This window comes from Tepidamorphus sp. 3E244 (assembly GCF_046159835.1).
Classification (GTDB): Bacteria; Pseudomonadota; Alphaproteobacteria; order Rhizobiales; family Tepidamorphaceae; genus JACKJK01.
Window position 1 is genome coordinate 353650 of record NZ_JBJXCY010000001.1, and the last position, 13121, is coordinate 366770.

Annotated in this window: 11 protein-coding genes; 6 read left to right on the forward strand and 5 right to left on the reverse strand. The window is 64.1% G+C overall.

Annotation, left to right across the window (positions count from 1 at the left end; all coding sequences use genetic code 11):
- The 3 genes from groL to ACKTEK_RS01665 all read right to left on the reverse strand — a co-directional run.
- The coding region (gene groL, locus ACKTEK_RS01655; RefSeq protein ID WP_409163499.1) for a chaperonin GroEL at positions 1-1633 on the reverse strand (1633 nt) is incomplete at its 3' end.
- Between the two features lie 134 nt (positions 1634-1767).
- Entirely contained in the window at positions 1768-2085 is a 318-nt protein-coding gene (gene groES, locus ACKTEK_RS01660) for a co-chaperone GroES (RefSeq protein WP_409163500.1), read from the reverse strand.
- Between the two features lie 195 nt (positions 2086-2280).
- Positions 2281-3735: a sigma-54 dependent transcriptional regulator gene (locus ACKTEK_RS01665; RefSeq protein WP_409163501.1), complete on the reverse strand. Its 1455-nt coding sequence runs from the start codon at positions 3733-3735 to the stop codon at positions 2281-2283.
- 304 nt (positions 3736-4039) lie between these two features.
- Here ACKTEK_RS01665 and ACKTEK_RS01670 point away from each other — a divergent pair, with 304 nt between their 5' ends.
- Positions 4040-5329 carry an EAL domain-containing protein gene (locus ACKTEK_RS01670; protein ID WP_409163502.1) on the forward strand — a complete coding sequence of 430 codons (1290 nt, stop codon included), beginning with the start codon at positions 4040-4042 and terminating at the stop codon, positions 5327-5329.
- A 51-nt stretch (positions 5330-5380) separates the two neighbouring features.
- Entirely contained in the window at positions 5381-6241 is an 861-nt protein-coding gene (locus tag ACKTEK_RS01675; protein WP_409163503.1) for a TIGR01459 family HAD-type hydrolase, read from the forward strand.
- Between the two features lie 13 nt (positions 6242-6254).
- Here ACKTEK_RS01675 and ACKTEK_RS01680 read toward each other — a convergent pair whose 3' ends face one another.
- Positions 6255-6839: a protein phosphatase CheZ gene (locus ACKTEK_RS01680; RefSeq protein WP_409163504.1), complete on the reverse strand. Its 585-nt coding sequence runs from the start codon at positions 6837-6839 to the stop codon at positions 6255-6257.
- 15 nt (positions 6840-6854) lie between these two features.
- A complete protein-coding gene (locus ACKTEK_RS01685; RefSeq protein WP_409163505.1) occupies positions 6855-7238 on the reverse strand; it encodes a response regulator in 384 nt (127 codons plus the stop codon).
- Positions 7239-7452: 214 nt separating this feature from the next.
- Between ACKTEK_RS01685 and ACKTEK_RS01690 the strand changes: the two genes are divergently transcribed.
- The 4 genes from ACKTEK_RS01690 (at position 7453) to ileS (ending at position 13121) form a co-directional block, all read left to right on the forward strand.
- Entirely contained in the window at positions 7453-7899 is a 447-nt protein-coding gene (locus ACKTEK_RS01690; RefSeq protein ID WP_409163506.1) for a MaoC family dehydratase, read from the forward strand.
- A gap of 87 nt (positions 7900-7986) precedes the next feature.
- A complete protein-coding gene (locus ACKTEK_RS01695; protein WP_409163507.1) occupies positions 7987-8991 on the forward strand; it encodes a bifunctional riboflavin kinase/FAD synthetase in 1005 nt (334 codons plus the stop codon).
- 5 nt (positions 8992-8996) lie between these two features.
- Positions 8997-9962 carry a DMT family transporter gene (locus ACKTEK_RS01700; protein ID WP_409163508.1) on the forward strand — a complete coding sequence of 322 codons (966 nt, stop codon included), beginning with the start codon at positions 8997-8999 and terminating at the stop codon, positions 9960-9962.
- Between the two features lie 204 nt (positions 9963-10166).
- Positions 10167-13121: an isoleucine--tRNA ligase gene (gene ileS / locus ACKTEK_RS01705; protein ID WP_409163509.1), complete on the forward strand. Its 2955-nt coding sequence runs from the start codon at positions 10167-10169 to the stop codon at positions 13119-13121.

Genomic DNA, 13121 nt, shown 5'->3' on the forward strand with positions numbered 1-13121 from the left:
AGAAGTCCATGCCACCCATGCCACCGCCCGGCATAGACGGAGCGCCGCCATCCTTCTTCGGCACCTCTGCAACCATCGCCTCGGTGGTGATGAGCAGGCCGGCAACCGAAGCTGCGTCCTGAAGGGCAGTGCGAACGACCTTCGCCGGGTCGATGATGCCCATCTTGATCATGTCGCCATATTCGCTGGTCTGGGCGTTGTAGCCGTAGTTGGCCTTGTTCTCTGCGAGAACCTTGCCAACGACCACGGAGCCTTCGTCACCGGCGTTTTCGGCGATCTGGCGGATCGGAGCCTGCAGGGCACGGCGAACGATGTTGATGCCGGCTTCCTGGTCTTCGTTGGCGCCCTTCGACTTGATCTGGGTGGAGGCACGCAGCAGCGCGATGCCGCCGCCGGGAACCACACCTTCTTCAACGGCTGCACGCGTGGCGTTCAGCGCATCGTCGACGCGGTCCTTCTTTTCCTTCACTTCGATCTCGGTGACGCCACCCACGCGGATGACCGCAACACCGCCGGCGAGCTTCGCCAGGCGTTCCTGCAGCTTCTCGCGGTCGTAGTCCGAAGAGGTCTCTTCGATCTGCGCACGGATCTGGCCGACGCGGCCTTCGATGTCTTTCTTGGCACCATTGCCGTCGACGAGCGTGGTCTCTTCCTTGGTGATCTGCACCTTCTTGGCGCGGCCGAGCATGTCGAGCGTGACGCTCTCAAGCTTGATGCCGAGATCTTCGGAAACGACAGTGCCGCCGGTCAGGACAGCGATGTCTTCGAGCATGGCCTTGCGGCGATCGCCGAAGCCCGGAGCCTTGACGGCAGCGACCTTCAGGCCACCGCGCAGCTTGTTGACGACGAGGGTCGCCAGCGCTTCGCCTTCGACGTCTTCTGCGATGATGAGCAGCGGGCGCGAGGACTGCACGACGGACTCGAGCACCGGAAGCATGGCCTGCAGGTTCGAGAGCTTCTTCTCGTGCAGCAGGATGTACGGGTCTTCCAGCTCGCAGATCATCTTGTCGGCGTTGGTGATGAAGTACGGCGACAGGTAGCCGCGGTCGAACTGCATGCCTTCGACGACTTCCAGCTCGGTCTCGGCGGTCTTGGCTTCTTCAACCGTGATGACGCCGTCGTTGCCGACCTTCTGCATCGCCTTGGCGATCATGTCGCCGATTTCCTTCTCGCCATTGGCGGAGATGGTGCCGACCTGCGCGACTTCCTCGGAGGTCTTGATCTTGGTGGACTTCTTCTGGATTTCGGCCACGACCTCGGCAACGGCGAGATCGACGCCACGCTTCAGGTCCATCGGGTTCATGCCGGCGGCAACGGCCTTGGCACCTTCCTTGACGATGGACTGGGCCAGGACGGTTGCCGACGTGGTGCCGTCACCGGCGATGTCGTTGGTCTTGGAGGCAACCTCGCGCAGCATCTGCGCGCCCATGTTCTCGAACTTGTCTTCAAGCTCGATTTCCTTGGCGACGGTGACGCCGTCCTTGGTGGTGCGCGGTGCGCCGAACGACTTGTCGATGACAACGTTACGACCCTTCGGGCCGAGCGTCACCTTGACGGCGTTGGCGAGGATGTCGACGCCGCGCAGCATGCGGTCGCGCGCGTCGGTTGAGAATTTAACTTCTTTCGCAGCCATGTTACTGGTCTCCGTGCGTTACTTGCGGTTTCGGCTGGCGGCCATCAGGGATGTGCCGGCGTGTTCCGCAACTTGAAAGTTCGCGTAATCGTGTCAGGCGGCGGCTGATGCGCCGCGCTGTTCGTCGCGTGGCGTCAGGCGGCTTTCTTCTTGCCGGACTTCTTCGCCTCAACGACACCCATGATGTCGGACTCTTTCATGATGAGAAATTCGGTACCGTCGAGCTTCACCTCGGTGCCCGACCACTTGCCGAACAGGATGATGTCGCCGACCTTGACGTCGAGTGCGATGCGCTCGCCCTTTTCGTCACGATCGCCCGGGCCGACGGCCACGACTTCGCCCTGCTGGGGCTTTTCCTTGGCGGTGTCGGGAATGATGATGCCGCCGGCGGTCTTGGTGTCTTCGTCGGTGCGCTTGACCACCACGCGGTCATGCAGGGGACGGAAGTGCATGGGAGACGTCTCCTCTGAAACTGTCAAATAAGCCGAAATCGGATGAGAAGACTGATTAGCACTCTCTTGAGGTGAGTGCTAACAGCTGGTCGCCGATGTAAGATCGGTGCCGCAAACTGTCAAGGGATTGCAATCGGAAAAGATCGGGCCGGTTAACGCGTCACGCGCCTTAAAACGGCGGTCCGCTGCCGGTTGTCAGGCGCTCAGCGCCGGTTCGCCGTCCCATGCCATCTTCTTGCGATAGATGGTCGAGGCGCTGATTCCGAGCGCGGCTGCTGCCTGCCCCACGTGCCCGCCGCAGGCTTCGAGCGCCTGTTCTATGATGCGCTTTTCCTGCATCCAGAACGGCTCGATGGGGTCCGATGCCATTTGCGGCATGTGGCCGCTTGCCGGTCCGCCGCCGTATCCGCCGACCACCCGCAAGGGCGAAAGTTCGGCGCGGGTGGCGTCATACAGGGCAGGGGCCGATGCCGCAACACCTTCACCGGTATGGGCGAGTGCCAGCGGGATCATGTCCTCGGCCACGGTCTCCCCGTCATGCATGACGACGATGCGGTGCACGAGGTTTTCCAGCTGGCGCACGTTGCCGGGCCAGTCGTAGGAGGCCAGGAACCGTTCCGCCTGGGGCGAGAAGCCCGAGAAGTGCCGGTTTTCCTCTTGCGCAAAACGCGTCAGGAAGGCGCGCGCCAGTGTGAGGATGTCGTCGCCGCGTTCGCGCAGCGGCGGAATGTGCAGCGGCAGCACGTGCAGCCGGTAGAACAGGTCCGGCCGGAAGCGCCCGTCGCGCATCTCGGTTTCCGGGTTGCGGTTCGTGGCGCACACGATGCGCACGTTGACGGCTTCGTCCGCCGTCGCGCCGACCCGTCTCACCGCGCGGGTTTGCAGCGCGCGCAGCAGCTTGGCCTGCAGCGAGAGGTCCATCTCGCAAATTTCGTCGAGGAACAGCGTGCCGCCGTCGGCCAGCTGCATGGCGCCGGGCTTGTCGTCGCCGGCGCCGGTAAACGCACCGCGCACGTGGCCGAAAAGTTCGCTCTCCATCAGTTCGTGCGGGATGGCGGCACAGTTGATGGCGACGAACCGCTCCGGGTCGCGGCCGGAATTTTCATGCAGGGCACTGGCGCACAGTTCCTTGCCGGTGCCGCTTTCGCCGGTGATGAAGGCCGGTGCGCTGGACGGCGCGATGCGGGCGATCTGCTTGTAGAGGGAGACCATGCCCGGGGCGCCGCCGATGAAGGGATTGCGCATCTCGCCGCTGGCGCTGGCAGGACGTGCCGCCTGGTTGCGCGCCGCCGGGACGGTTTTCGGCTTGTCGCCGAGGCGCTTGAACAGGCGCTGGACGAGGGTGTCGGCCTTGGCGGGCTGGAGAATGAAGTCGCTCGCGCCGCGGCGCATGGCATCAACGGCAAGGTTCACCGATCCGCCCGCTGCAAGCGCCACCGGGCTGGTGCCGAGCTCGACGAGTTTTTCAAGCAGCAACAGGTCGCGTTCACGCCCGGCCTCGATCTGAACGAGGACGATATCGGCCTCCAGGCGCGGCAACATGGCGATATCGGCCGGGCGCACGGTCATGAGGTCGATTGAGGCAGGCGCGGTGGCAGCCTCGATCCAGCGTTCCATAGCCGGGTCCAGTGTCACCAGCGCGAGGCGCATATTTTTCGCTTGCGAAGCGGAAATCATCCGCGATCTTTCTCTCGATTATGCGCAACCCGCTGAATTCCGGGCTTTTCGCGTTGTGCTTTTGAAAGAATGACCAAACAGGGTAAAGAAACGGTTGTCTGAGCCGCATCCTGACGCGTTTTTCGTTACCGCCTGTTCCACTTGTGACTGCCGTGGTTTACTCGTGGCGCGGGTGCAGTCCGGCAGCCAAGTGCGCTAGATTGCGGCTGAGGCTCGATTCGCGGCGCACGCTCTTGCCAGCAGCGCCGGCAATTCAGGTGGGGTTCGGGACACCAACATGGCACGGTTCATGCCCTGGCTTGTCGCCATGTCGATAGTCGTCATCGCTGCATCGCTTTCGGCTGTGCTTTATACCTCCGCCGGCCTTGGCATGGTCGAGGCCGCATGGATCGGCGTCGGCGTCTTCCTCGTGCTCGTCGTCGTCCAGTTGATGGCGACCCGCAGCAAGGATGCTTCCACCCTAACCAACCGCATCGACGATATCGGCGGCGCCTCCGGCAAGGTGCTGCGCGAGATCGAGAGCCTGAGCCTGCGCATTGCCGACCTCGAGGTCGCGATGGCCCATCGCATCGACGACACCTTGCAGGAACGCCTGACCCCGGTCGTCGAGGAACTGTCCCGCGTGTCGGACCAGCTGACGATGGTCTCCGTCACCCAGCGCACCCCCGCAGACATTGCCGCCGACACGGCCGATGCCGTTGACCGCGACATCGCCGAGGCGACCCGCCCGGTGGTCGACAAGTCCAAGGCGAAAGCCCCGACGCGCTCCGCAGCCTTTGCCGGAACGTCGGACGAGGAAATGAAGTCGCTGGTGCGCGAGGCCGTCGAGGCCGGGCGCATCGAGGTGCATCTACAGCCGATCGTGACGCTGCCCCAGCGCAAGGTGCGCTACTACGAGGCGCTGGCGCGGCTACGCACTGACGACGGCGACCTGATGCTGACCGAGGACTATCTCGCCACTGCGCGCCTGCTGAACCTGATGCCGGCCATCGACTTCACCGTCTTCGTGCGTTCGGTGCAGGTGGTGCGCCGCCTCTCCGGCAAGAACCGCGAAGTCGGCCTGTTCCTCAACGTCTCGCAGACGACCTTGCACGACGAACGCTTCTCCACGCGCTACGCGGAGTTCGCCGAGCACAACAAGGCGCTGGCCGGTTCGATCATCTTCGAGTTCACCCAGAAGGAATTCGACACCATGGGGCCGGTCGAGCAGGCGACGCTGGAGCAGCTTGCCGAGCTTGGCTTCCGCTTCTCCGTCGATCACGTCCAGCGGCTCGCCATCGACGGGCGCGGGCTGTCGGAGCGCCGGGTGCGCTTCGTGAAGGCGGATTCAGGCCTGCTGCTTCAGGCCAATGGTGGCTATGCCTCAGACATTCACCCAGCCGACCTGTCGGACCTGCTGGCGCGGTCCGGAATTGACCTGATCGCCTGCCGCATCGAGCGCGAAAGCGAAGTGGTCGACCTGATCGACTATGACGTGCGATATGCGCAAGGCAACCTGTTCTCGCCACCGCGCCCGGTAAAGGCCGACGTCATGCAGGAGCGCACGCCGATGCAGGCGGCCCAGTAGTTCATCCCTCGGCGCGCACGCGCCGGTTTTCGTTATTTCGAGACGTTTTCCATGACCGCTTTCCCCCAAGGCCTTGGCGCGATCGCCGGGCGATACGACCTGTTGATCTGTGACGTGTGGGGCGTCGTCCACAACGGTCTGCGCGCCTGGCCGCTGGCCTGCGAGGCGCTGCAACGCTTCCGGGCCGAAGGCGGCACGGTTGTCCTGCTGACGAATGCGCCGCGTCCCAACGAGGCGGTCGCCGACATGTTGCGCCAGCTTGACGTTCCCCTCGACACCCGCGATGCGATCGTCACCTCCGGCGATCTGGCGCGCGAGGCGATCCGCGATGCAGGCGCCGCCATCGTCTATCACCTCGGCCCTGACCGGGACCGTGGCGTGCTGGAAGGCCTCGACCTGCAACTGGGCGTGCCGGAAGCAGCCGACATCGTTTTGAATACCGGCCTGTTCGACGACGAGACCGAGACGCCCGAAGACTACGACGAACTCATCGAGCGCATGCGCGCGCGCAACCTGCGCATGGTTTGCGCCAACCCGGATCTTGTGGTCGAGCGTGGTGACCAGCTGATCTACTGCGCTGGTGCCATTGCCGAGCGCTACGAGCAGGCAGGCGGAGACGTGTTGTGGGCGGGCAAGCCGCGCGCGCCGGTCTACGAGCGGGTGTTCGAGGCCGCGAAGGACATTTGCGGTGAGGCTGTCGATCCCTCGCGTGCGCTTGCCATCGGGGATGCGCTGCGCACCGATATCGTTGGCGGGAATGCCGCAGGCGCGGCCACGCTCTTCATCGCGCAGGGCATCCATGCCGGAGACGTGCTGGCGGACGGAACGCTCGATGAAAACGCAATCGCGCGCCTTGCGGAAACCGCAGGCGCGCGACCGGATTACGCGATGGAAATTCTGCGCTGGGCCTGACGGCCGCTGGCGATCAGAACAATTCGTCGAGCAGGCTGTCGATATCTGTCTGCTTCAGGCCGTCTGCCTCGCGAAGGGCAGGGCCTTCGAGCGGCGGATCGTCGGAGACAGCACCCGTCACCTTGGCGCGTTCCGCGCCGATGGCTTCTGCAAGCCGGACGATGCCGGATGCGTTCAGGCGATCCTCGATCAGCTTCAGCGTCTTGATGACCTTGCCGATGCGCTGGCCGGTGATGTCCTGGAATGTGCAGGCCTCGAAGATGCGCGTGGCGCTGTCCTCGACCTTCTTGGCAAATTCACCGTCCGCTTCCGCGCAGGATTCCAGTAGGACTTCGGCAGCCTGCATGATCTCGTGCGTGGCGGATTCGGTTGCAGCAACAACGGCTTCCAGTTCCTCACCCGCAGCGGGAATTCGCTGACCGGTGATTTCCTGGGGAGCCAGCTCCTGCAGGTCGGCATGAAGCGAAGAGATATCTTCGGCAATCTGTGAGAGCACCGTGCGCGCGGCTTCGTCGCATGCGCGCATGGCGGCTTCCAGCCGGCGCCCGATGTCACTATCGAGCGCGGGCGACTGGCGTGCGTCCTTGGGGAGCCCCATCCTGTCCGTTCCGCCTTATTCGCCGAAAACGGCGTCGATCTTGGCTTTGAGCGTCGCAGCGTTGAACGGTTTCACGATGTAGTTGTTCACGCCGGCCTTCTTGGCGGCGATGACGTTTTCGGTCTTGGACTCGGCCGTGACCATGATGAAGGGCGTGCGGTTCAGCTTTTCGTCGCCGCGCACGTTCTTCAGCAGTTCGTAGCCGGTCATCGGCTCCATGTTCCAGTCGGAGATGACCAGGCCGTACTTGCGGCCCTGCATCTTCTGCAGTGCTTCGGTGCCGTCGGACGCTTCGTCCACGTCGTTGAAGCCAAGCTGCTTCAGCAGGTTCCGGATGATCCGGATCATCGTCTTGTAATCGTCGACGACGAGGATCGGCATCGTGAGATCAACAGCCATATCTTGCTCCGTTGAAGAGGCACCCCCGCCAAAACCCCCCAGGGCGTTACAGGGCAAGCCGTGTACAAACATCAGGGGCAAGTCTTAGGGGCCACGAGCGAAAAAAAGGTTAACCCGCAAGGCTTCCTGCGGCCGCTAGGCCCAAAGCCTTATGGATCAAGCCGGATGCGTGTGCTTAGCGTGAACCAACGGTAAAGATTGAAGGGCTTGGGGCATGACGGCGCGACCAACGGGACTTGGCTATTACTTCGAGGATCTGGAGGTCGGCATGTCCGCGGACCTGCTGAAGACGGTCATGTCCAATGACGTGGTCGGCTTTGCCCAGTTGTCCGGCGACACCAACCCCGTCCACCTGTCCGATCACTTTGCCGCCCGCACCCCGTTTCGCGGGCGCATTGCCCACGGCCTGTATACCGCGAGCCTCATTTCCGCGCTGCTTGGTACCAAGCTGCCGGGGCCGGGCGCGATCTACCTGGAACAGTCTTTGCATTTTCGCGCGCCCGTTCGCATCGGTGACGTGATCCGGGCCTATGTCGAAGTGAAGGAACTCGACGCGGAGAAAAATCGCGTGCAGCTCGCCTGCGAATGCGTCGTCGATGCCAAGACCGTACTTGACGGGGAGGCGACCGTGCTGGTTCCTAGCAAGAACAAGCCGGCCTGATATTCAGGGCCGCGTCACCGCAGTCACACGCGCAGCGCGCCGCGCTCAAGCCGCCGCGCTCCATCGCCGCCGCATTCAAGGGCCAGCATGCAGCCTGCCGAACCGCTTCACGTTGTCCGCGACGGGCAATATGCCGGCAAGCTGGCTGGCGGCGCTATTGCCATCGGCAATTTCGACGGCGTCCATCGCGGCCACCAGGCTGTGATCGCGAAGGCCTGCGAATTCGCCAAGGCCAACGAGGCCGCCTGCGGCGTCATGACCTTCGAGCCGCACCCGCGCACCGTCTTCCAGCCAGATAGCGCTCTCTTCCGTCTCGCGCCGGAGCCGGTGAAGCTGAAGCTGCTTCAGGCCGCCGGCGTCGACGGAGTTGTCATCGCGGGCTTCGACCGTGACTTCGCCGCCAAGACAGCCGAGCAGTTCGTCGATGACCTGCTGGTCGGGTTGCTCGACGTGTCCGCCGTGGTGGTGGGCCAGGATTTCCGCTTCGGCAAGGGCCGCGAAGGCGATGTCGCCATGCTGCGCGACTTCGGCCTTGCCAAGAAATTCGAGGTCATCGCCGTCGGGCCGGAAGGGGCGGGCGATCTCGTCTTTTCATCCAGCGCGGTGCGCAAGCAACTGGGCGAGGGCGATATTGACGCAGCCGCCAACGTGCTTGGCTACCGGTGGTTCTTCGAGGCCGAGGTGGTACATGGCGAGAAGCGTGGCCGCGACCTCGGCTACCCGACCGCCAACATGGCGCTGGAGAAAGATTGCGGGCTGCGGCAGGGCGTCTATGCCGTGCGCGCGCTCATCGACGGCGAACATGTCGGCGGCGTCGCGAGCTTCGGCGTGCGCCCGCAATTCGACAACGGCGCGCCGCTCTTCGAGAGTTACTTTTTTGACTTCTCCGGCGATCTCTACGGCAAGACCATCGCTGTCACCCCGCTCGCGTTTCTGCGCGGCGAGGCGAAGTTCGACAGCGTCGACGACCTCGTCCGCCAGATGGATGCCGATGCCGATGCCGCGCGCGACATTGTCGCCAGGCTCAAGTCCGATGATCCCGTGTCCGATTTCGCCATGGCCCGCGCCCTGCGCGACCTGAAACTGGCCTGACCGCGATGCGCCGCCGCGTTCCCGTCAATCCGGCCCCCGTCGCGCCCGTCCCGACAATGGCGCACAACCGCGCCGGCGGCGGCATCGTGCTCATGGCGATCGGTGTCAGCCTGCTGCCGATCATGGACGCTCTGGCGAAATATCTCGGCGCCGCCTACGGCCCGATCCAGATCGGCATGATGCGTTTCATTGCGCAGATCGTCTTCACATTGCCGCTGGCGTTGTGGTTCGTGGGCCTTGGCGCGCTGAAGCCCAGCCCCTTCGGCCTGCAGGCGATGCGCGGCATGCTGATCGGCGGCGCGACGTGCTTCTTCTTCGGCGCCCTCAACCACATGCCGCTGGCCGATGCGCTGGCGATCTTCTTCGTGTCGCCACTGCTCGTCACTGCCATTTCCGCGCTGCTGCTGCGCGAGCAGGTCGGCATCCGCCGCTGGGGCGCGGTGCTGTGCGGGTTTGCTGGCGCAATGATCGTCATTCGCCCCGGTTCCGGAATCTTCGGCATCGCAGCCGTGCTGCCGCTCTGCGCCGCGGCGTGCTTTGCCTCCTACATGATTGTGACGCGCCAGCTGGCGGGCCGGGCCGATGCATGGTCCACGAATTTCCAGACGGCCGCCTTCGGCGCGCTGTTTCTGGCAATCGTTCTGGTCGTGGCGCAGGCGCTGGGGTTCGAGGCGCTCGCCTTCCGCCCGCTGCGTGCGGAGCATTGGGTTCACTTCGTCGGCATTGGCGTGGTCGCCACGTCCGGCCATTTCCTGGTCATTAAGGCACTGGAACGTGCCCCGGCTTCTGCCATGGCCCCCATCGGCTACCTTGAGATGTTTTCCGCAGCCATCGTTGGCTGGGTCGCGTTCGGCGATATTCCCGACATCTGGACCGTGACTGGCATCGTGCTCATCATCGCCTCGGGCCTTTACGTCTCGTGGCGCGAGGAACAGCTTTCTCGCCGCGCCAAGCGCGAAGCTGCGGCTTGAGCGCCCACGGGCTTTATCCGGCCCCGAACCCCTGATAGAACGGCGCCCATGTTGCTGACGGGCCTGAATTCCCTGCGAATTATCGGCCCGGTCACGGCCTGAACCGGCCGGGGCCGGGAACGATCCCGCATGGATGCCGGAAAAGACCGGCAACCGTGTGTTTCTCCAGCAGAAATTCAGAACCCCACCAAACGGCGGATCCCGATGACGACTGAGACCGACAACGCTGCGGCTGACAGCCAGCGCGACTATTCAAAGACCCTGTTCCTTCCCGCGACCGAATTCCCGATGCGTGCCGGGCTGCCCAAGGCCGAGCCGGAATGGCTTGCGCGCTGGGAGAAGCTCGACGTGTTCGGCAAGCTGCGTGAGCAGTCGAAGGACCGCGAGAAGTTCATCCTTCACGACGGCCCGCCCTATGCGAATGGCAACCTGCATATCGGCCACGCGCTCAACAAGATCCTGAAGGACATCATCTCCCGCTCCTTCCAGATGCTTGGCTACAACAGCCACTACGTGCCGGGCTGGGACTGCCACGGCCTGCCGATCGAGTGGAAGGTCGAGGAACAGTACCGCGCCAAGGGCAAGGACAAGGACGCGGTGCCGATCAACGAATTCCGCGCCGAATGCCGCGCCTTCGCCCAGCACTGGATGGACGTGCAGGCGGAAGAGTTCAAGCGGCTCGGCGTCGAGGGCGATTGGGACAAGCGCTACGCGACCATGGACCTGCGCTCCGAGGCACTGATCGCCGGTGAGCTGATGAAGTTCGCCTTGAACGGGCTGCTCTATCGCGGCTCCAAGCCGGTGATGTGGTCGGTGGTGGAACGCACCGCGCTGGCGGAAGCCGAGGTCGAGTACCAGGACTACCAGTCCGATACCGTGTGGGTGAAATTCCCGGTCGTTGCCGGGCCACAGGACCTTTCGGATGCCTTCATCGTCATCTGGACGACGACGCCGTGGACCATGCCGGGCAACCGGGCGATCTGCTATTCCAAGCGCGTCGGCTACGGCCTGTATGAAGTGACCGGCTCGGAAAACGACTTCGGCCCGCAGGCTGGCGAAAAGCTGGTCTTTGCCGACACGCTCGCCGCCGAGTGCTTCGAGAAGGCCAAGCTGACGTTCAACCGCGTCCGCGACGTGACCGCCGACGAGCTTGCCTCCGTTACCTGCGCCCACCCGCTGCGCGGCAAGGGTTACGAGTTCGACGTGCCGCTGCTGGAAGGCGACCACGTGACCGACGATGCCGGTACCGGATTCGTGCACACCGCCCCCGGCCACGGCCGAGAGGACTTTGAAGCCTGGATGGACGCCAAGCGCGATCTGGAAGCGCGCGGCATCGACACCACGATCCCCTACACGGTCGGCGCGGACGGTGCCTTCACCTCCGACGCGCCGGGCTTCGAAGGCGAGCAGGTCATCACCGACAAGGGCGACAAGGGCAAGGCCAACGAGGTCGTCATCAAGGCGCTGATCGAGGCGGACCGCCTGTTCGCGCGTGGCCGCCTGAAGCACACCTATCCGCACTCCTGGCGCTCCAAGAAGCCGGTCATCTTCCGCAACACGCCGCAATGGTTCATCGCGATGGATGCCGATTTCGAGGCGATGGACGGCGTCACCGGCACCCTGCGCGACCGCGCGCTGAAGGCGATCTCCGACACGCGCTTCGTTCCGGGCGGCGGCAAGACGCGCCTCAACGCCATGATCGAGCAGCGCCCGGATTGGGTCATCTCGCGTCAGCGCGCCTGGGGCGTGCCGATCAGCGTGTTCGTCAACAAGCAGAGCGGCGAAGTCATCCCCAATGCGGGCTTCAACGGGTCGGAAGAACTGGGCAAGCGCATCGTCGACACCTTCACGGCGGAAGGCGCGGACGCCTGGTTCAAGGATGGCGCGAAGGAGCGCTTCCTCGATGGCCTCGTCGCCAACCCGGACGACTGGGAGAAGGTCGACGACATTCTCGACGTGTGGTTCGAATCCGGTTCGACCCATGCCTTCGTGCTGGAAGAGCGCGACGACATGAAGTGGCCCGCCGACGTCTACCTCGAAGGCACCGACCAGCATCGCGGCTGGTTCCATTCCTCGCTGCTGGAAAGCTGCGGCACGCGCGGGCGCGCGCCCTATGACGCGGTCATCACCCATGGCTTCACCATGGACGAGGAAGGCCGCAAGATGTCGAAGTCGCTCGGCAACGTCACCGCGCCGCAGGACATCGTGAAGCAGTATGGCGCCGACATCCTGCGCATGTGGGTGTCCACGACCGACTATGCCGACGACCAGCGCATCGGGCCGGAAATCGTCAAGTCGAACGTCGATTCCTACCGCAAGCTGCGCAACACCATGCGCTGGATGCTGGGCAACCTCGCGCACCACAAGCCCGAGGAGGACGTCGATTTCGCCGACATGCCGGAGCTGGAGCGCTACGTGCTGCACCGGCTGACGGAACTCGACACGGTGGTTCAGGACGCCTACCGCGCATTCGATTTCCGTCGCATCACGCAGGCGCTGTTCAACTTCTCGATCCTTGAGCTGTCGGCCTTCTATTTCGACGTGCGCAAGGACGCGCTCTACTGCGACCCGATCTCGTCCACGCGCCGCCGAGCCTGCCTGACGGTGCTCGACAAGGTCTTCGACTGCATGTGCACGTGGCTGGCCCCGCTGCTTCCCTTCACCATGGAAGAGGCATGGCTGTCGCGGCACCCGTCGGAAACCGGTTCGGTCCATTTCGAGCTCATGCACCGCGCCAATCCGGACTGGAAGAACGAGGACCTCGCCGCCAAGTGGCGCAAGGTGCGCACCGTGCGCCGTGTCGTCACCGGCGCGTTGGAGCTTGAGCGTGCCGCCAAGACCATCGGCTCGAGCCTTGAAGCCGCGCCGAAGGTCCATGTTGCCGACGCCAATCTCTGGGCCGCAGTCCAGAGCGTCGACATGGCCGATATCTGCATCACCTCAGACATCGAGATGATCGCGGGCGAGGGACCGGCGGATGCCTTCCGTCTGGACGAGGTCGACGGCGTCTCGGTCGTCTTCGCGCGCGCGCAAGGGCGCAAGTGCGCCCGCTCGTGGAAGATCACTGGCGACATCGGCACCGATCCCGACTTCCCCGACATCAGCGCGCGCGACGCCAAGGCGATGCACGAACGCGCCGAAGCGAACCTCGGCGGCTGA